Genomic DNA, 18,673 nt, shown 5'->3' on the forward strand with positions numbered 1-18,673 from the left:
TGAAAAGGAAGCTCTCCATGTCACCACCCCGTCTCGCGTTCCTGCTCCCCATCGTCCTGATCACCGCTCTGACCGCGTGCGGCAACGGCGCCGCGTCGGCGGGAGGCGGTACGGCGGCCAAGAGCATCCGCATCGCCTACCAGGCGTTCCCCAGCGGCGATCTCATCGTGAAGAACAAGAAATGGCTGGAGCAGGCGCTTCCGGGCTACAGCATCCAGTGGACCAAGTTCGACTCCGGCGCCAGCATCAACACCGCCTTCGTCGCCAAGAGCGTGGACATCGCCGCCATCGGGTCGAGCCCGGTCGCCCGCGGCCTGTCCGCCCCGCTCAACATCCCGTACCAGGTGGCGTTCGTGCTGGACGTGGCCGGTGACAACGAGGCCCTGGTGGCCAGGAACGGGAGCGGCGTCGAGAAGATCGAGGACCTGCGCGGCAAGAAGGTGGCCACGCCCTTCGCCTCCACCGCCCACTACAGCCTGCTGGCCGCGCTGAGCCGCGCGAAGGTGCCCGAGTCGGCGGTCAAGCTCATCGACCTCGAACCGCAGGACATCCTCGCCTCCTGGACCCGCGGCGACATCGACGCGGCCTACACCTGGCTGCCGACGCTGAAGGAGCTGAAGAAGGGCGGCAAGACGCTGATCAGCAGCCGCCAGCTGGCCACGGCCGGCAAGCCCACGCTGGACCTCGGCGTGGTGTCCACCGCGTTCATCCAGGCCCATCCGGAGGCGGTGGACGCCTGGCGCAAGGTCGAGGCCAGGGCCCTCGATCTGATCGCCGGCAATCCCGACGAGGCGGCCACGGCCGTGGCCGCCGAGCTGAACCTCGCCAAGGACGACGCCAAGGACCAGCTCAGCCAGGGCGTCTTCCTCAAGCCCGCCGAGCTGGCCTCCGCCGAATGGCTGGGCACCCCGGGCGATCCCGGTGCGCTGGCGCAGAACCTGGTCAGCGCCGCGCAGTTCCTCAAGGAACAGCAGAAGATCGATGCCGTGCCCGACCTGGCGGCCGTGCAGCAGGCCATCTACAACAAGGGCCTTCCCGATGTCCTCGGCTCCTGAGGGCGCCGCGGTCCACGCCTGCGACGTCGAGCACGTGTACGGCAGGGGCGCCGACGCTGTCACAGCTTTGGGGCCGGTCTCGCTCGATGTCCCGCAGGGATCGTTCCTCGTGATCGTCGGCGCGTCCGGCTGCGGCAAGAGCACGCTGCTGCGTCTGATCGCGGGGTTCGAGCGGCCCACCTCCGGCACCGTGCTCACCAACGGCGCTCGGCCCGCGCCCGGCCAGGGCGCCGGGATCGTCTTCCAGCAGCCCAGGTTGTTCCCCTGGAAGAGTGTGGGCGGCAACGTGGAGCTCGCCCTGCGCTACGCGGGCGTACCCCGCGAAGAACGCGCTCGCCGGGTCCGGGAGCTCCTGGAGCGGGTCGGTCTGCGCAACGTCGCCCACCGCCGGATCTGGCAGATCTCCGGTGGTCAGCAGCAGCGGGTCGCCCTCGCCAGAGCGCTGGCGGCCGACAACCCGCTGCTGCTGCTCGACGAGCCGTTCGCCGCGCTGGACGCGCTCACCCGGGAGCGGCTTCAGGAGGACCTGCGGCTGGTGAGCGCGCAGACCGGCCGGACTTCGGTGTTCGTCACCCACAGCGTCGAGGAGGCCGTGTTCCTCGGCAGCCGGGTCGTGGTGCTCACCAGAAGGCCCGGCCGGGTCGCGCTCGACCTCGACATCCGCCTGCCACGCACCGGCCTCGAGCCCGACGAGCTACGCGCCCTGCCCGAATACGCCGCCCTGCGCGCCACGGTCAGCCAGGCCGTCCGCGCCGCCGCCTGACAGCCCCGCTTCCGACCACCTCGAAGGAGACGGCACATGTCCACGCCGACCGCCACCACGCTCACCCTTGATCCGCTCGGACCTCATTTCGGCGCCCGCGTCGAAGGGCTCGACCTGGCCACCGCCCACGACGACGACCTGGTCGCGGTACGAGCCGCGCTCATCGACAGGAAGGTGCTCTTCTTCCCCGGGCAGACCCTCGACGCCGACGGCCAGGTCGCCCTGGGGCGGCGGATCGGCGAGCTGACCGCTTCCCATCCCGTCGTCGGCGGAGTGGATGAGGCGCACCCGGAGATCTACGCGCTCGACAGCGCCGACAACGGCTTCGCCGACGTGTGGCACACCGACGTCACGTTCATGGCCCGCCCCCCGCTCGGATCAATCCTGCGCGCCGTGATCCTGCCGCCCAGCGGCGGCGACACGAGCTGGGCCAACAGCCAGCTCGCCTACGACTCCTTGTCCGCCCCGGTACGCGCACTGGCCGACCAGCTCACCGCCGTGCACGACGGCAACCGCGAGTTCGGTTACTACCTGGCCCAGCGTCGCGGCGGCCAGGGCAGCGTCTGGGACGGCGAAGTCGTGACCCGGCTGGACCCGGTGGAGCACCCCGTCATCCGCGTCCACCCCGAGACAGGCCGCAAGGGCATCTTCGTCAACCCCGGCTTCACCTCCCACATCGTCGGCGTCTCGGACGCCGAGAGCCGCGCCATCCTGGACCTGCTCTACGCGCACCTCACCAAGCCCGAGCACATCGTCCGCCACCGCTGGAGGCCTGGCGACGTCGCCATGTGGGACAACCGCGCGACGGCCCACTACGCCAACCGCGACTACGGCACCGCTCACCGGGTCATGCACCGCATCACCCTGCGCGGCGACCGGCCCTTCGGCCCGGCGGCCTCTCGCTGATGCCGCGAGGTTCGTGATCCCCCGGGGACCTTCCGCCAGGCATACCGTCCAGGCCGAATCCGGTGGACTCGCCGCTGCGGCAGCGTTCGTACTGTCAGAGTGCCGTTGGAATGTCGTCCGAGAGTCCGCCGGTCCGATCACCGGATCGGACCGATCGGCGTTCCCAGACCAGGGCCGCGACCACGCCGATGGCATAGGCGACCAGATCCCATGGGTCGGGGAACGCGCCGACCAGGACACCGCCGAAGCCCGGCGGGGTCGTGCCGACTATTTGGTAGATCTCGACGGCGGCGGCGATCGCGGCCGTGGCCAGGGTGCGGCGTGCGGCGGTGGTGCGCCACAGCAGCCCCAGGAACGCGTAGACCAGCATGGTGGCGGCGACGTCGCTCACGTAACCGCGGATGAACGGTTGTCCCGGGCCCCGGTAGAAGAGGGTGAACGCGCCGACGGCGAGGGCGACGCCACCCAGAAGGAGCATGGCGCGGCGCATGAGATTGACACCTTCTCCGGGCTCAGCGATCAGGACGAATCCGATCATAGAGCTCGTCCCCTGAGACCTCGCCATCACGGAGACAATGAGCCCGGCTCGGAGTCGGTGGGTGACTGTTCGACCGGGAAAAAGATCGGGCTGAGCAGGTGCTGCGTGCGGTCCGGCGTCGGCTGGTTGGCCAACAGGGGCAGGATCACGCGACGGAACTCGCTGATCATCTCTTCCAGCTCGCCGCGGGTGAGCCAGACGGCGTGCTGCCGGTAGCCGACGAGATCCGCCACCGGGTCGACATCCTCGCGGTCGAGATAGGCATTGAACTCAGTGATCAGGACGGCCATCGAGGTGGCGAAGACGCGCCGGTGGTCGTCGGGCGTCATGGCCGCGAGTGCGTCGGCGTCGAGGACGGCTCGGTCGTGGCGTAGCCGGTAGCGGCGCTCCACCGCCCCGCGCACCCGCCTCTCGCCCGCCACTTCCAGGATGCCGCCGGCCGCGAGCAGGTCGACGTGCCGATAGACCATGGCCTTCGAGGTGTCGGGGATCCGTGCGCAGAGCTGGCCGGTGGTGAGCTCCCGCTCTCCGCGCATCGCATGCACGATCCGCAGCCGCACCGGATGCGCCAGTAGCTCCAAAGTGTCCACGATGCAATAGTCTCATGCTGTGCTACCGTTCGCAAAATAGTAGAAAGCATGGTGTCGGCATGACCCTGGGAACGGATCCGGCGGCGATCGCCACGGCGTCCGCCGAGACGCTCTGGCACCGCGCCGACCGGCGATCGCCCGGCTCCTGTCCGCTTTCAGACGCTGACCACCCCCTCGCAGGAAAGGCACAGCAGTGATCGACGAAACCGCCGCAGAACAACAGCTGGCCTGGCTGCTGGACGCCTCCTTACGGGGTCCGCTGCCGGACGGCGAGATCCGTCAGCACCTGGCCCCGGCCCTGCTGGAGGCGAGCGGCGGACCGGACGGAATCAACGCCGCACTGGCCGCAGTGGGCCCGCTCACCCTCCGCGAAACCCTCCGCGAAACCCTCACGACGCGACCGGACCAGGTCCAGGCAGCCGTGCACAGCCGCACCACGGCTACCGCATCACGGTGCACGTGGAGGCGGCGGGGCGCGTGGACAACCTGCGCCTGACTCCAGACGAACCCGAGCCGACCTCGTGGACCGAGATCGACGCACGGCTGGCCGAGCTGGGAGCACGCGTATCCTTCGCCGCGGCGCAGATCGAGCCGGACGGACAGTGCCAGCTCGCGCACGGCCTCGACGCGGACACGCAACGTCCGATCGGCTCGGCGTTCAAGTTGTACGTGCTGGGCGCGCTCGCCCAAGCCGTCACCGAAGGACGGCTGTCGTGGAACGAGCCGCTGGCCATCCGCGACGAGTACAAGAGCCTGCCCTCGGGCACCCTGCAGAACTGCGCGGCCGGCACCATGCTCCCGCTGTCGGAATACGCCGATCACATGATCTCGATCAGCGACAACACCGCCACCGACCACCTCATCCACCGGCTGGGCCGGGACGCGGTGCGACGCCAGTTGCCGCTGTTCGGCCACCGGCAGCCCGATGCGAACGTCCCGATCCTCACCACCAAGGCTTTCTTCCAGCTCAAGGCCACCTCGGATGAGGGCCGGGCACGGCAGTACCTGGCCCTGCCGACCCGCCGGCGCATGGCCGCGGTGCTGGAGCTGGAACGGTCACCGCTGCCCGAAATACCCGAGACCTGGTCCCAACCCAGATACATCGACCAGATCGAGTATTTCGCCTCGCCGGCCGACATCTGCCACGCCTACGCAGGCCTGCTACGGCTCGGCCAGCCCGAGATCCACCACGCTCTCTCGCTCAACGACGACGGACTTCACCTCGACGCCTCCCGATACCCGGCAGTCTGGTAGAAGGGTGGCAGCGAGCCCGGCGTCGTGACCCTGCACTACCTCGCCCGCACCGCCGACGGCCGTGCGCTGGCCACCAGCCTCATGGTGTCCGACCCCACCACCGCACCCGACACGATCGACGTGGCGGCCAAGAGCCAGTCCATCGTCCGGGGAGCGTTTCACCTTCTGACACGGTGACCGCGCGCAATCGCCAGCAGCGCCGGCAGCTCAGAAATACCCGGCCCAGCCCGACCTGCGGGACTGCGCGATTCCGAACTGGTTGGCGCCCTTGCCGTTCCAGATGTACAGGCTGCCGTTGTGGGTGGCGGCGAGATCGTTGATGCCGTTCTGGTTGATGTCGCCGGGCGTCATCAAGGTGCTCGCGTACGGTTCCCAGCCCGGTCCGATTTCCTGGCCGGCGGTGAAGTTGTTGGCGCCCTTGCCGTTCCAGATGAGGAGAGTGTGGTCGGCCTTCCTGACCGCCGCCAGGTCACCGATCCCGTCGCCGTTGAAATCGCCGCCGATCGGCCGGGTGTAGCCGTCCCAGCCGGAGCCGATGGCGGTCCTCGGGCCGAAGGCGTTACCGCCCTTGCCGTTCCAGACGTACAGCGTGCCCTTGTCCGTGGCCGCGATGTCGTCGTTGCCGTCCTGGTCGATGTCGCCGAGCGAGGCCAGCGTGTCCTCGTACGGCGCCCAGCCCGCCCCGAGCGGCTGGGCGGCGGTGAAGTCGTCGGCGCCCTTGCCGTTCCAGATGTGCAGGGTGTGGTCGTCCTTCTTCGAGGCGGCCAGATCGGTGAGGCCGTCGCGGTTGAAGTCGCCCGCGATCGGCCGGCTGTAGGCGTCCCAGCCGAGCCCGGCAGGCGTGGCGGCGGCGAAGCCGTTGGCGCCCGTGCCGTTCCAGATGGTCAGCGTCCCGGTGGCGGCCGAGAAGAGGTCGCCGACCCCGTCGCGGTTGAAGTCCTGGTTCGCGCCGGTCATCACCGCGTAGTGCGAGCGGAGCTCTGCCGCTGTGAGCGCGCGGTTGTACATCGCGAACTTCCCGATCGCCCCCTTGAAATAGGAGTTGAAGTTGCGGGTGCCCAACCGGACGGGAGCCGAGCCGGGCCTGGGCTTGACGATGACCTCGTCCTCCTTGCCCGGGCGATAGACCAGGTTGTCAGAGCCGGAGAGCACGCCATTCTTGTAGATGCGCACCTTGCCGTATGTGCCCTCGGAGGTGTCGAACGTGATCGCGACGTGCATCCACTGGTTGACCGTCAGCACGTGCTGGAAGGCGGCGCCGGCCCCGAATCCGCCCTCGGGGTTCCAGGCATAGCCGGAGACGCGGTTGGGGCGCTCCGGGTGGGACTTGTTGTATATGCGGCCGGCCCACTCCTGGTCGCCGCCCGCGTTGGACTTCGTCCCCTTCCCCAGGAAGTAGATGTAGCCGTCTTGTTCCACGTCGGGGAAGTTCAGGGCGTGCGGCCTGATCCACGCCTCCACGGTGAACTTCCCGGTGGTCGAGATGTGGAAGGCATTGGCGTTGGGCACCTCGAAATAGCCAGACGTGCCGTCGAAGACGGCGGCGCCGTCCCTGTTGGGGAGTTGTACGGAGCTCGTGACGTTGCGGAAGGTGCCCTTGTACCCGTTGCCGGCCCGGTCGAGCTCCGTACCGGCCGACGGGTGGGACAGCCGCCAGTAGGCCGCAGGTTCGTGTGAGAGGACCAGCTGGTCGTACGGGCTCAACCCGCTTTCCCGCGCCGCGGCGGGCTCCGAGACGGCCACGGCCGTCGACATCGCTATCAAGGCGGCACAGACGCCGGTCTTCACCCATCTCATGAGCCCGCAGATTAGGGAGCGCCGGTATAGCGGCGGTATGTCTCCCGAGGGCCGGGGGCGGGCGAATGCCACCACGCCGCTCGGCCACAGCTCAGGGCGCCGTGCCGGATCGCACAACCTTGATTGATTCTCGGCTTCCGTGATACGAATTGCGCAAATATCGGTCCAGTCCGTAAATGGAAGGCAGTACCCCCCATGCCGTTCAACGCAGTCGTCGCGGTCGCTCTGGCCGCCGGCCTGGTGACCGGAGCGCCCGCGCCGGTCGTCGAGGATCTGGGGCCCGCCTCTTCGGTGACCTCGATCAGCGGATCGGAGTTCGTCGGCGACAAGCTCTATGTGGCCACCGGCGGCATCAAGCCGACCAGGATCGGCGCCTACGACCCCGCCCAGCGCAAGGTCACTTCGATCACCGAGCTGCCCTCGGGCGACGGCGCGTGGGCGACCGCCGCCGTCGGCACCGACCTGTACGTGGGCACGTACACGCCCGGCGATCTCCACAAGGTCGACACCACGACCGGCGCCGCGGTGAAGGTGGCCGACGTCAAGCCCGACAACTTCATCTGGTGCCTGGACGCCGCGAGCGACGGCAAGCTGTACGCGGGCACGTATCCAGGCGGCCGGGTGGTCGAGTACGACCCGGCCACCGGCAAGACCCGTGACTTCGGCCAGGCCGTCGCCGGCGAGCAGTACGTCCGGAGCATCGCGGTCGACGACACCACGATCTACGCGGGCGTCGGCGCCAAGGCACACCTGATCGCCATCGACCGGGCCACCGGCGCCAAGCGCGAGATCCTCCCGCCCGAGCTGGCCGACCGCACCTTCGTCGGCACGCTCGCCCTGGAGCAGGGACTGCTGGCCGCGGGACTGTCGGCGACCGGTGACATGATGCTCATGGAGACTGCGGACCCCTCCACATACACGCTGGTCGACGCGCCCGGCGACTCCTATGTGACCGCCATCGGCATCGACGCGGCCAACAACGACGTCTACTTCGGCACCCGGCCCTCGGGCACGCTCTACCGCTACGACCGCGACACCGCCACGACGGAGAAGCTCGCCGTGCCGTACGACGGAGCGTCCTTCGGCCGGATCTTCCTGCGCGGCGGCAAGGTCGTCGGCGTGCTCACCAGCTCGGTCGTCGAATACGACCCGGCCACCAACGAGCTGACCGGCCTCGACCTCACCCAGGCCGGGATGCCGCCCGCGCCCGAGCTGGCCATGGCCATCACGGCGACCGAGGATCAGGTGCTGGTCAGCGGCAAGGCGGGGGTTCAGGTGCACGACCTGGCGGCCGGCACGAGCACGCGCACGTTCCTGCCCGGCGAAGCCAAGGTGATGACTCCGATCCGGGACCAGGTCTACCTGTCGGTCTACACTCTGGCGTACCTGTTCCGCATGCGCCCCGACGGCTCCGGCCTGCGCCGGCTCACCCGCGTCGGCGCCGAGCAGAACCGGCCGCTCGGCGCCCACTACGACAAGCTCACCCGGCGGCTGCTGGTCGGCACCCAGCCGGAGTACGGCCTGCACGGCGGCGCTCTGGCTCTCTACGACCCGCTCACGAACGCCGTCGAGGCCTTCCGCGACGTCATCCCGAACCAGTCGGTACGCGCCATCACCAGCCTGCCCGGCACCGCCTACATCGGCAGCGAGATCTACGGCGGCCTCGGCACCACCCCGGTCGAGTCGGAGGCCAAGCTCGCCGCCTTCGACCTGCTCACCAAGAAGGTCCGGTGGAGCCTGACGCCGGTCCCGGGCGCCAAGCGGATCGCCGCGCTGACCGAACAGCGGGGCAAGCTGTACGGCATCGCCTCCACCGGCGTCGCCTTCGAGTTCGACCCCTGGAGCAAGAAGGTCACCAGGACCGTCCCGGTTCCGGTGACGGCCGGAGGCACCGGCACGCTGATCCAGGCCGACGGCAAGATCTACGGCACCGACGGCAAGGAGATCTACCGCCTCGACACCAGGACGATGACGGTCTCCACGGTCGTGTCCGGCCTGGCCGCGCAGACGTACGGTGACCCGATGCTGGCCGCCTCCCCGGACGGCCGCACCCTCTACACGCTCAAGGCCCGCAACCTCGTGCGGATCAAGCTCTGACCGACGTTTATGACCTGGGAGACGGTACGGCGAGCGTCTCCCTCCCCGGTCGGCGTACCCATCAGGATCCTTCGGCCGAGGATTCTATGGGTGCGATGTCATCCACGAAGCCCCACAGATCGGATGCCCCGTAGCGCAACATGTCTCGATATAGCCCAACAAAACGGCAATGGGTCGCTACAGTCTGAGATCCGTCGCCCTCGTCCCTGGAGTCACTCTCGTCATGCCGAACGTAGAACCGCTCCGGCAGGGCGACCCATCGGTGGTCGGCACGTACCGTCTGATCGGCCGGCTGGGTCAGGGCGGGCAGGGTGTCGTCTACCTCGGTCAAGCGGGTGACGGCAGGCCCGTGGCGGTCAAGGTGCTGCGGACCAGGGACGAGCGGCTGGTCAAGGAGATCGACGCCGCCCGCCGGGTCCAGCCGTTCTGCATCGCCCAGGTGCTGGACGCCTCGCTGGACGGCGTGCCGTACATCGTCACCGAATACGTCCAAGGCCCTTCGCTCCAGGAGGCGGGCCGCCACCAGGGTGCCGACCTGCAGCGGCTGGCGGTGGGCACGGCCACCGCGCTGGCCGCGATCCACCAGGCGGGCATCGTCCACCGGGACTTCAAGCCCGGCAACGTGCTGCTCGGCGCGGACGGCCCGCGGGTGATCGACTTCGGCATCGCCCGCGCGATGGACCAGGCTCGCACGGCCACCAGCAGCATCGTCGGCACCCCTGCCTATATGGCGCCCGAGCAGCTCGCCGGTGAGCTGGTCGGCCCGGCGGCCGACGTGTTCGCCTGGGCCTCGGTGATCACCTTCGCCGCCACGGGTTCGCCACCGTTCGGCGAGGACTCGCTGCCCGCGGTGATCAACCGCATTCTGCACAACGAACCCCAGCTCGCCGACCTCCCGCAACCGCTGCGCGGCATCGCCCTGCGGTGCCTGGCCAAGAATCCCGCCGATCGGCCGACGATGCAGGATGTGATGTTGCGCCTGCTCGGCGGCCAGGCGGCGGTGCCCGCCGCACCGGGGCCGGTGCCCGCCGCACAGCGCCGGAGACCCGCGCCGAGCCGGCGTACGGCGGTGGTGGTGGCCACGGCCGGGGCGGTCGCCATCGCCGCGATCGCCACCACCGCGGCGCTCGCGACGTTCTCCGGCGGCCCAAGCCCGAGCCCGGCCCCGAGCCTGTCCGCCCTGGCCCAGCCGGCCACCACGAAATCCACGACCAAGAAACCCGCCACGACGAAACCCGCGACCAAGAAGCCCGCCACGCAACGGCCGACCGAGAAACCCACGGCACAACGATCGACGGACAGGCCCACCACGCAACGGTCGACCAGCCGGCCGACCGTGCGAAGCACGCCCAAGCCCGCGGCCAGGCCGAACATCCGGATCCTGTCGGTGGAGGCGATGGGGAACAAACACCCGCCCTCCGACTGCCTCTACGGCGCCACGTTGATGAAGGCCATGGTGGAGGGGCCGCCGGGCATCGACTTCACCTACTCCTGGATCTTGGACGGCAAGGTCGTGACGACCTCCCAGTGGAGCACCCGTGAAAGCGCCACGCAGCTGCCCCAGTACGGCCCCATCACGGAGCTCGGGACGCACCGGGTCGTGCTGAAGATCGCCTCACCCGTCAGCATCCAGCGCAGCGTCACCTTCGAGAACTGCGACGACGACTGATGGGCCCCCTGGCTCCCGGAGACCCGGAATTCGCGGGCCGGTATCGGCTCCTGTCCCGGCTGGGCGAGGGCGGCCAGGGCGTGGTCTACCTGGGCCAGGCCCCGGACGGCCGGCGGGTCGCGGTCAAGGTGCTGCGGAACGGGGACGAGCGGCTGGCCAAGGAGATCGACGCCGCCCGCCGGGTCGAACCGTTCTGCATCGCCCAGGTGCTGGACGCCTCGCTCGGCGGCATGCCGTACATCGTCACCGAATACATCGAAGGTCCCTCGCTCCAGGAGGCGGGCCGCCATCACGGCGCCGACCTGCAGCGGCTGGCGGTGGCCACGGCCACCGCGCTGGCCGCCATCCACCGCGCCGGCGTGGTACACCGGGACTTCAAGCCCGGCAACGTGCTGCTGGGCCCGGGCGGCCCGCGGGTGATCGACTTCGGCATCGCCCGTGCCACCGACACCTCCCTCACCGTTACCAGCAGCATCATCGGCACCCCCGCCTACATGGCGCCGGAGCAGCTCGCCGGTGCGCCGGCGGGGCCACCGGCCGACGTGTTCGCGTGGGCCGGGGTGATCGTCGCCGCCGCGACGGGCACGCCGCCGTTCGGCAACGACACCATGCCGGCAGTGATCAAGCGTGTCCTGAACGACGAGCCGTACGTGGGCGATCTGGCTCCGCCGCTGCGCGAGATCGTGCTCGACTGCCTGGCCAAGGACCCGGCCGACCGGCCCGGCATAGAGGAGGTCCTGCTCCGCCTGCTCGGCGGCACGCCGCCCACGCACCCGGGACGGCGGAACAGGACTCAGCCCGTACGGCGGGGCGGCAAGCGCATGCTGGTGCTGCCGATCGTCGGGGGCGTCACGGTCACGGCCCTGGCCACCGCGGCGGTGGTGTGGTGGTGGCCGCCATCGACCGCACAGACCATCACAGCTCAGCCCGGCTCATCCCTGCAGCCGAGCTCATCCCCTCACCCGACCTCGACTCCCACGCCGACGAGGAAGAAGACCAGGAAACCGGGCCCCGCCTCCACGGCGAAGCCGACCCCGACGGCTGTGCCCAAGACGACAACGAAGCCCACAGCCCAGACATCGACCGCCCCCAAGCCCACGCAGACCACGTCAGAACCCAGGACCGGCGGCGGAGTCAGCGTGTCGATCCACATGCAGGGCGCCAAGCTGAGTCAGGGCTGCTGGAGCAGCGGCACGACCGTCTACGCCGTGCTCAAGCCCACCGGAGGGCGCGTCGAGTACACCTATCGGTGGATCGTCAACGGCGTCGACAAGGGGCGCAGCCCCTCGCTTCCGCTGACCTCGACGCTGAAGCAGTACGGGCCCCAGGGATTCGACTCACCGAGCCGGAACCGGATCACCTTCAAGCTGCTGACCCCGCAACAGGTGCAGCGCTCGGTGACCTTCGAGATCTGCCCGCCCTTCACCACCCAGTGAGCGCCTCGATCGGCGGTGCCGCTCCTCGGCTCGACGGCGGCGACGGCTTCTCCCGTGGTGACGGCGCTTTCGGGAGTCATGTGCAGCCCTCCACGAGGAACGGTCAGCCGAACCGCAGGACGAACCGCCCGCGAACGCCGCGCCGTTCGAGCGAGCGATGCGCGTCGGCGGCTCGGGAGGCCGGCAGTTCGCCGGCCACGCGGACGGTGAGCCGTCCTTCACCGGCGAGTTCGGCGAGCCGGTCGAGCTCGGCCGCGGCCTCGACGTAGTCGCGGACGAAGACAGGGGCGACGCGGACCCGGTCGCTCCCGTCGCCCTGGTAGCCGCGGACGGTGACGACGGTTCCACCGTCCTTGACAGCCGGGAGCGCGGCGGCCTCCAGCACGGCGGCGTCGAGGAGCCCGTCGACGCCGCCGGGGTGGTGGCGGCGGACCTTTGCGGCGAAGTCGTCCCCTCGCGGCACGACCTCGTCGGCTCCGCAGTCGCGGACGAAGGTCTCGTCCTGCCGACCGGCGTCGGCGACGACGACCAGCCCGGCCTGCTTGGCGAGCTGGACGAAATATCCGCCGACGGTGCCGGCGGCGCCGGTGACGGCGACCGTCGCGCCGGCCGGGAGCGCCAGCGTGTCGAGTGCGAGCCGGGCGGTGAGCCCGTTCATCGGGATGGTGGCGGCCTGAACGTCCGAGAGCCCGGCCGGGATCTTCGCGACCGAGCGTGCCGGCACGACGAGGTCTGCCCGGTAGCCGCCGTGCTCGCCCGAGGGCACCACGATGGCCATGACGGCGTCCCCGATCGTGAACGGGCGGTCGACGGCGGGGCCGATTTCGGTGATCACGCCGGCGACCTCCATGCCCGGCACCCGCACCGCGTCCGCCTCATCCTGTCGCGGACGTGAACGGATCATCGCGTCGGTCGGGTTCACCGTGGCGCTGGTGACCCGGATCCTGACCTCGCCGGGACCGATCGGTTCGGCCGCCAGATCGAGCTCGCCGAGAGCGTCCGGTCCGCCGGGTTGTGTCACTCCGATTGCTTGAACCACGGTTGTTCGTCACTCCTTGTTCGTTGCTGCCCGGGTGGTGATGGGCAGGACTGAGCGCGCCGCTGACATCAGCCGCGACGTGTGCTCAACCCCATCCGGCTATGGCGAGGTGGGGGCCTGAAGACCCTCGAGCAGCAGGCTGCACACCTCGTCGAGTTCGGTGTCGATGCCGGGGTTCTGCCATTCGGCCGCGTGGGCGAGGTGGTTGAACTTGGCGGTGGCGTGGAAGACCACGCGGGCGGTGGCCTCCGCGTCCTCGGTGCGGAGGCTGCCGTCGGCGGCGCCGTCGGCGATGATGGCCGTCAGCTGGCCCAAGAGGTCGGCGACGTGGCCGGTGGCGACGCTGCTGTGCGCGGTCGCGAGGATTCCATAGGCGGCGAACAGCTCCGGGTCCTCGCGAATCTTGGCCTGCTTCACGGCCAGGACGGCGTGCAGCCAGGTGCGCAGCCGCTGCACTGGCGGGACCGCACCGTCGGCGGCGATGACGGCGAGGGTGTCGCGGTTGCGGTCGAGCCAGCGCCGGGTCACGGCCTCGCGCAGCGCCTGCTTGGAGGGGAAGTGCTTGTAGACGGCGGCGTGGCTGACCCCGAGTGTCCGGGCGACGTCGACGACGGTTGCCTTGTCCGGTCCGTGGCGGCGCAGGATCTCCTCGGTGGCCGCCAGGATGGCGTTCGCGTCCAGCGGGATTCGGGCTGGCATCAGCGCCTGCCGCCCGTTCGCTCGCTGTCCAGCAGCGCGAGCAGGGCAGGGGCATAGCGTTCTCCCGCGACCGCCCCTCGGGGGACGGCCTGCTCGATCACGTCCAGGTCGTCCTCGGTCAGCCGCAGGCCGGCGGCGTCCACCGCCTCGGTGATGCTGTGCGGTCGGCTGGCCCCGACCAGCGCGACGATGTCGCGGTGCCCGCGACCCTGCGCGAGCACCCACGCGATCGCGAGCTGTGCGACCGTGGCGCCGCGGGAGGTGGCGATCTTGCGCAGCCGCTCGACCAACGCGAGGTTGGCCTCGATGTTGCCGGCGGCGAAGCGGGGCAGATGCCCGCGATGCCGTGCGTCGCCGGCATCCGGTCGCCATGTCCCGGTCAGCATTCCTTGGGCGAGCACCCCGTAGGCGGTGACGCCGATGCCCAGCTCGCGGCACGTGGGCAGGATCTCGTCTTCGACGCCGCGGCTGAACAGTGAGTACTCGATCTGGACGTCGGTGATCGGGTGCACGGCGTGGGCGCGGCGGATCGTCTCGGCGCCGACCTCGGACAGGCCGATGCCGCGCACATAGCCCTTCTGCACCATCTCGGCGACGGCGCCGACGGTCTCCTCGATCGGGACAGCGGGGTCCAGCCTGGCCGGGCGATAGATGTCCACGCAGTCGGTGCCCAGCCGCTGCAGCGAGTAGCCCAGGAAGTTCGGGATCGCGTCGGGCCGGCCGTTGATGCCGCGCACGCTGCCGTCCACACCGAACAACGCGCCGAACTTCACGCTCACCACGGAGCGGTCGCGAGCGCCGGGTCGCAGCGCCTGCCCGATGAGCGTCTCGTTGTGCCCCATCCCGTAGTGGTCGGCCGTGTCGATGAACGTGATCCCGGCGTCGAGTGCGTTGCGAAGCGTCGCGATGCTCTGCTCGTCGGCCCTGCGTCCGTACGCGCCGGACATGCCTGCACAACCGAGCCCGACCGCCCCCACACAGACGTCGGCGCCGAGTGTTCTCTGCTCCATACGGCAAACGCTAAGCGGGTTGGTTACAGATGTCAAAACTTGTAACTTGCTACCTTGGTTCGTTACGGGTCCGCCGTTCGGGGAGCGGGCCGGCGAGGTCCCAGCCCTTGGCCAGCAGCGCGTCAACGGCGGCGACGGCCGCCGTCAACCGCTGCTCGTGGGAGCCGCGGAGCTTGACGTGGGGACGTCCGGTGCGCTCCAGTTCGTCCTGGAAGCGTACGGTCATCCAGGGGCGGAGGTGTTCCCCGTCGCGCAGCCCGTCGTCCTCGAACGGCACGCCCTCGTGGTCGGTCAGCAGCCACAGGTGCTGCCGCCCGCGGCCGGCGATCCGGGCCACCTCCGGATGGCTCCCGCCTACGTAGCGCTCGTGCCAGATGGTGGTGGCGAACGCGTCGGTGTCGCAGAACAAGACCGGGCTCCCGGACCGGGCAGCGGCGTCCTCGTCGCGCTCCTGACGCCGGGCGATGTGCGGGAAGTCGTCGGAGGCGAGGGTGACGTCGGCCCACCGCGCGTCGGGCCGGACGGCCCTCAGCGCCGCCAGCTGCTCCGCGCTGAACGTCCGCCCGTACTCCGGCACCCACGTCGTGGCGGCCCACGGGCCGCCGCGCCGGCGGTAGTGCTCGGCGAGCGCGCGCGTCATGGTGGTGGTGCCGGAGGACTCCGCGCCCAGGACGACCACGCGGCGGGCGAGGCCCGCCCGGACCGCGGGGGCGAGGAAGTGCCAGGTGCCGGCTGGGTCGCGGCGCACCGCGGTGCCGGACACCGGCTGGGCGAGGCGCTCCGGGTCCACGCACACCGCCGTGGCGCCGAACCTCCTGCCGAGTTCCTCTCCGTAGTCCTCGGAGGTGAAGACCGCGTCGACCGGCTCGGGGACGGCCCGCCGGAAGACAGCCATGTGCGTGTCCCAGACGGACGGGTCGCCGATGTCCACGGGGTGGTCATCCACAGTGCCGATGACCCTGACCCCGGGGTGGACGTCCCGCATCCAGGCGACCCGGTCGCCGAGCGGGATCGACTCGATGGTGGCCGCGCACACCAGTACGGTGAGCCGTTCGCAGCGGGCTGCGGCGGTCGTCACGAGGTGGTGGTGGCCCGCGTGCGGCGGGTAGAACTTGCCGAGCACCAGGCCGTGGCCGAACCGCCGGGTCACTTGACCGCCCCGGCCGGGTCGCTCACCGCGAGCGCCACGTCACGCCGCCAGCCGCGCAGGCCGAGGACGCACAACGTCAGGAAGCCGGCGTACAGGATCGCGGTGAGGTAGAGCTCCTTGTACGCGTAGAGCGGTATGTAGACCAGGTCGGCGGCTATCCACAACCACCAGGACTCCAGCCGCTTGCGGCACTGGCCGTAGGTGGCGGCCAGTGACAGGCACGTGGTGAGGGCGTCCCAGAAGGGCACGGTGGAGTCGGTCATCCGGGCGAGGAACACGGTCAGGGCGGCGACGCCGGCGGCACCGGAGACGAGCAGCCAGATCCACTCGACGCGGCTGGTGCGGCGCACCGGGAGCACCTGGCCGGGGCCGCCCCCGCGGGCCCAGGTCCACCAGCCGAAGCAGGCCAGGGCGATGAAGACGATCTGCAGGCCGGCGTCGGCGTACAGCCCGGTCTGGGTGAACAGGACGATGAAGAAGACGTTGTTGGCGATGCCGATGGGCCAGTTGGCGATGTGCTGGCGCGCCACGAGCCAGACGCACAGCGCCCCGGTGGCGAACCCGAGGACCTCGGTCCATGTGAGGCTCACACCCCACCCCCTTATTGTCAAAGTGACTCTAAGGGGTGGGGCGGGGTTGCGTCTCGGTGCTTTCCCGAAGTCCGCGGTCAGCCCCTCCCCGGCAGCGGCGGGTTCGAGTATGGGCGCAGATACACTTCCAGCGTCTCCCAGCTCACCCTGGCCCTTGTTGAGCAGTTCCGACAGTGTCGAACTCGGCAACCCTTCCGTCGGCCGGTTGCCGGGGTTGGCTGCTTTGTCGAGGTCGGCGTATGAGCGACCCGCCCGTAAGGCATGCAGCGCGGACCTCAGCCGGGCAGACCGCGGAACCCGTCCCCGGTCAGCAGCGGCGCGTGCCACATGAGCACGAACAGCGGCCAGCGTTCCCGCCCGCAGGAGCACCGCGGAAGGGCCCGGTTGTGCGCTGCTTTCCGAGGAGAAACGTCCTCGCGCGGATCAAGCATCGGCCCTCTGGCAAGGCTGATCAAAAACATGCACAATTGCGCCCGTGAAAGCGTACGTCGGGATCACTGACGGAAGTTGGTACCGGTTCCTCTCCGCACGCCCGACGCTCACCGAGGTCAATTTCTGGCGACCCTCCAGCAGCCGCGAATTCCGTGCGCTCGACCACGGCGAACCGTTCTTCTTCAAGACCCACCACCCGCACAACCGCGTGGTCGGCGGTGGCTTCTTCAGCGGCTTCGCGCCCCTTCGCGTGTCGGAGGCATGGGAGTTCTTCGGGCAGGGCAACGGCTCTGCGAGCCTTAGCGAGTTGCGCCACCAAGTCGGGCGATACCGCAGCCAGCCGATAGACCCGGGAGAGGACCCGGCCATCGGCTGCGTCATCATCCGAGACGTCTTCTTCTTCCCAGACGATCGAATCGCCGGGCCACCTCCAGACTTCGCATCCAACATCGTGCAGGGCAAAAGCTACGACCTCGCACGTCACGTGGCCGCCGCATACTTCCATGACCTGTTGCAAAGGATCGGCATCGGCGTCAACATCGACCTGTCCGAACCGTGGCACCGTGACGGTCCGGTCTACGGCGACCCTCGGCTGGCCCCCCGTAGGCTCGGCCAGCAGGCCTTCCAGGCCGTGGTCCTGCATGCGTACGAACGCCGGTGCGCGATCAGCGGTGACAGGATCCGACCGGTCCTGCAGGCGGCCCACATCCGCCCGGTCGCAGCAGGCGGCGAACATCGCCTGGACAACGGACTACTTCTCCGCTCGGACGTGCACACGCTGTTCGATCGCGGCTACCTGGCGATCGACCCCAAGCGCCGACTGCTTGTCAGCCCCAGACTGCGCGAGGAGTTCGGCAACGGAGAGGACTTCTACCGCCGAGCCGGACAGGAGATCAACGTTCCGAGCCGACCTCGAGACCGGCCCCATCCCGAGACTCTCGAGTGGCACCTCGACGAGGTGTTCTTGCGCGTGTAGGCGAGCGGAACACTCGGGAATGGATGAGCCGCGGCGCAACATGGCTTACCCGCCGAACCCAGAGCACACCGGCGCCTCCCCGAAAGCCGGAGCGGTTCAGCCCTAGCAATCAACCGCTGAGGTCCCCATCAAAGTCGGGGCGGTTCACTCATCGACGACCATCTCTCTACCGTCTGGGGAGTGTCGTCATCGAACCGGGTCGCGGAGCCAGATCCTGATCGAGGCAACGTCGACGGTGCCCTGATGGATGCGCTCGCGCTTGTCGGCGCGAAGGGCCACCGCACGATGACCCTTCATCTTGTTGATGCACCGCTCGGCGGCGTTGCGCTCCTTGTACCGCTCGGCGTCAAACCCAGGCGGTCGGCCAGCACGCGCCCCGGGATGTTTGCGGGGACGGCCCAGCCCGCGGCGTGGGATGCGCAGTTTGTGATCTACGCCGTCCCCTTCGACGGAAGGTCGGCCGGTGGCGGGTTCCGGCGGCATGCTGACTGGGCACGCATGTTGGTCCGGACCCGGAAGCCTCCCACGATGTGCCGCGACGCGACCCTAGATCGTTGATCTACCGGTACGCGGGACGCGGCCCGCTGACTGGTGGCACAATGGCGCGCAACACGCCATACAAGGATCTTTGACCGAGTTCGCATGCTATGAGTCAAAGGCGTAGTGGCTCCC

19 protein-coding genes are annotated in these 18,673 nt (G+C 69.6%); 10 read left to right on the forward strand and 9 right to left on the reverse strand.

Annotated features, from left to right (window positions below):
- Window positions 1–17 precede the first annotated feature (17 nt).
- From ABEA43_RS48915 to ABEA43_RS48925, 3 genes are read left to right on the forward strand one after another with little or no spacing between them, the layout of a single operon-like run.
- Window positions 18–1,055 carry a taurine ABC transporter substrate-binding protein gene (locus tag ABEA43_RS48915; RefSeq protein ID WP_345572960.1) on the forward strand — a complete coding sequence of 346 codons (1,038 nt, stop codon included), beginning with the start codon at window positions 18–20 and terminating at the stop codon, window positions 1,053–1,055.
- Window positions 1,039–1,818 carry an ABC transporter ATP-binding protein gene (locus tag ABEA43_RS48920; RefSeq protein WP_345572961.1) on the forward strand — a complete coding sequence of 260 codons (780 nt, stop codon included), beginning with the start codon at window positions 1,039–1,041 and terminating at the stop codon, window positions 1,816–1,818. The genes ABEA43_RS48915 and ABEA43_RS48920 overlap by 17 nt, the downstream gene beginning before the upstream one ends.
- A gap of 36 nt (window positions 1,819–1,854) precedes the next feature.
- Window positions 1,855–2,724, forward strand: a complete 870-nt coding sequence (locus ABEA43_RS48925) for a TauD/TfdA dioxygenase family protein (protein ID WP_345572962.1) — start codon at window positions 1,855–1,857, stop codon at window positions 2,722–2,724.
- Between the two features lie 94 nt (window positions 2,725–2,818).
- Here ABEA43_RS48925 and ABEA43_RS48930 read toward each other — a convergent pair whose 3' ends face one another.
- Window positions 2,819–3,214, reverse strand: coding sequence for a DUF2809 domain-containing protein (locus ABEA43_RS48930; RefSeq protein WP_345572963.1), 396 nt, complete (start codon window positions 3,212–3,214; stop codon window positions 2,819–2,821).
- A 74-nt stretch (window positions 3,215–3,288) separates the two neighbouring features.
- A complete protein-coding gene (locus ABEA43_RS48935) occupies window positions 3,289–3,822 on the reverse strand; it encodes a helix-turn-helix domain-containing protein (RefSeq protein ID WP_345572964.1) in 534 nt (177 codons plus the stop codon).
- A gap of 223 nt (window positions 3,823–4,045) precedes the next feature.
- On the opposite strand from ABEA43_RS48935, the gene ABEA43_RS48940 reads away from it, so the two are divergent.
- Genes ABEA43_RS48940 through ABEA43_RS48950 form a run of 3 tightly spaced genes read left to right on the forward strand, consistent with a single transcriptional unit; the run spans window position 4,046 to window position 5,283 of the window.
- On the forward strand, window positions 4,046–4,348 hold the full coding sequence (locus ABEA43_RS48940; protein ID WP_345572965.1) for a hypothetical protein: 303 nt from the start codon (window positions 4,046–4,048) through the stop codon (window positions 4,346–4,348).
- Window positions 4,306–5,106, forward strand: a complete 801-nt coding sequence (locus ABEA43_RS48945; RefSeq protein ID WP_345572966.1) for a serine hydrolase — start codon at window positions 4,306–4,308, stop codon at window positions 5,104–5,106. Before ABEA43_RS48940 ends, ABEA43_RS48945 begins: the two co-directional genes overlap by 43 nt.
- Before the next feature lie 24 nt (window positions 5,107–5,130).
- The gene (locus tag ABEA43_RS48950; RefSeq protein WP_345572967.1) at window positions 5,131–5,283 is read left to right on the forward strand and encodes a hypothetical protein; all 153 of its coding nucleotides are present in this window, start codon (window positions 5,131–5,133) and stop codon (window positions 5,281–5,283) included.
- Window positions 5,284–5,313: 30 nt separating this feature from the next.
- On the opposite strand, the gene ABEA43_RS48955 is transcribed toward ABEA43_RS48950, so the two are convergent.
- On the reverse strand, window positions 5,314–6,903 hold the full coding sequence (locus tag ABEA43_RS48955; protein ID WP_345572968.1) for an FG-GAP-like repeat-containing protein: 1,590 nt from the start codon (window positions 6,901–6,903) through the stop codon (window positions 5,314–5,316).
- Window positions 6,904–7,098: 195 nt separating this feature from the next.
- On the opposite strand from ABEA43_RS48955, the gene ABEA43_RS48960 reads away from it, so the two are divergent.
- From ABEA43_RS48960 to ABEA43_RS48970, 3 genes are all read left to right on the forward strand, one after another.
- The gene (locus ABEA43_RS48960; protein WP_345572969.1) at window positions 7,099–9,000 is read left to right on the forward strand and encodes an outer membrane protein assembly factor BamB family protein; all 1,902 of its coding nucleotides are present in this window, start codon (window positions 7,099–7,101) and stop codon (window positions 8,998–9,000) included.
- A gap of 223 nt (window positions 9,001–9,223) precedes the next feature.
- A complete protein-coding gene (locus ABEA43_RS48965) occupies window positions 9,224–10,669 on the forward strand; it encodes a serine/threonine-protein kinase (RefSeq protein WP_345572970.1) in 1,446 nt (481 codons plus the stop codon).
- Window positions 10,669–12,105, forward strand: coding sequence for a serine/threonine-protein kinase (locus ABEA43_RS48970; protein WP_345572971.1), 1,437 nt, complete (start codon window positions 10,669–10,671; stop codon window positions 12,103–12,105). The genes ABEA43_RS48965 and ABEA43_RS48970 overlap by 1 nt, the downstream gene beginning before the upstream one ends.
- Window positions 12,106–12,208: 103 nt before the next feature.
- Here the strand turns inward: ABEA43_RS48970 and ABEA43_RS48975 are convergent, their stop codons facing one another.
- The 5 genes from ABEA43_RS48975 to pnuC all read right to left on the reverse strand — a co-directional run bounded on the left by ABEA43_RS48975 (window position 12,209) and on the right by pnuC (window position 16,593).
- Complete coding sequence (locus ABEA43_RS48975) at window positions 12,209–13,126, reverse strand: NADP-dependent oxidoreductase (RefSeq protein WP_345572972.1); 918 nt, start codon at window positions 13,124–13,126, stop codon at window positions 12,209–12,211.
- Window positions 13,127–13,243: 117 nt separating this feature from the next.
- Window positions 13,244–13,843, reverse strand: a complete 600-nt coding sequence (locus ABEA43_RS48980; RefSeq protein WP_345572973.1) for a TetR/AcrR family transcriptional regulator — start codon at window positions 13,841–13,843, stop codon at window positions 13,244–13,246.
- On the reverse strand, window positions 13,843–14,853 hold the full coding sequence (locus tag ABEA43_RS48985) for an aldo/keto reductase (protein ID WP_345572974.1): 1,011 nt from the start codon (window positions 14,851–14,853) through the stop codon (window positions 13,843–13,845). The genes ABEA43_RS48980 and ABEA43_RS48985 overlap by 1 nt, the downstream gene beginning before the upstream one ends.
- 49 nt (window positions 14,854–14,902) lie before the next feature.
- Window positions 14,903–16,003, reverse strand: coding sequence for an AAA family ATPase (locus ABEA43_RS48990; protein ID WP_345572975.1), 1,101 nt, complete (start codon window positions 16,001–16,003; stop codon window positions 14,903–14,905).
- A complete protein-coding gene (gene pnuC / locus ABEA43_RS48995) occupies window positions 16,000–16,593 on the reverse strand; it encodes a nicotinamide riboside transporter PnuC (RefSeq protein ID WP_345572976.1) in 594 nt (197 codons plus the stop codon). Before pnuC ends, ABEA43_RS48990 begins: the two co-directional genes overlap by 4 nt.
- Before the next feature lie 475 nt (window positions 16,594–17,068).
- Here pnuC and ABEA43_RS49000 point away from each other — a divergent pair, with 475 nt between their 5' ends.
- On the forward strand, window positions 17,069–18,001 hold the full coding sequence (locus tag ABEA43_RS49000) for an HNH endonuclease (RefSeq protein WP_345572977.1): 933 nt from the start codon (window positions 17,069–17,071) through the stop codon (window positions 17,999–18,001).
- Between the two features lie 186 nt (window positions 18,002–18,187).
- On the opposite strand, the gene ABEA43_RS49005 is transcribed toward ABEA43_RS49000, so the two are convergent.
- On the reverse strand, window positions 18,188–18,484 hold the full coding sequence (locus ABEA43_RS49005; RefSeq protein WP_345572978.1) for a hypothetical protein: 297 nt from the start codon (window positions 18,482–18,484) through the stop codon (window positions 18,188–18,190).
- Between the last annotated feature and the right edge of the window lie 189 nt (window positions 18,485–18,673).

The sequence above is a fragment of the Nonomuraea rosea genome (genome assembly GCF_039539705.1).
GTDB lineage: Bacteria > Actinomycetota > Actinomycetes > Streptosporangiales > Streptosporangiaceae > Nonomuraea > Nonomuraea rosea.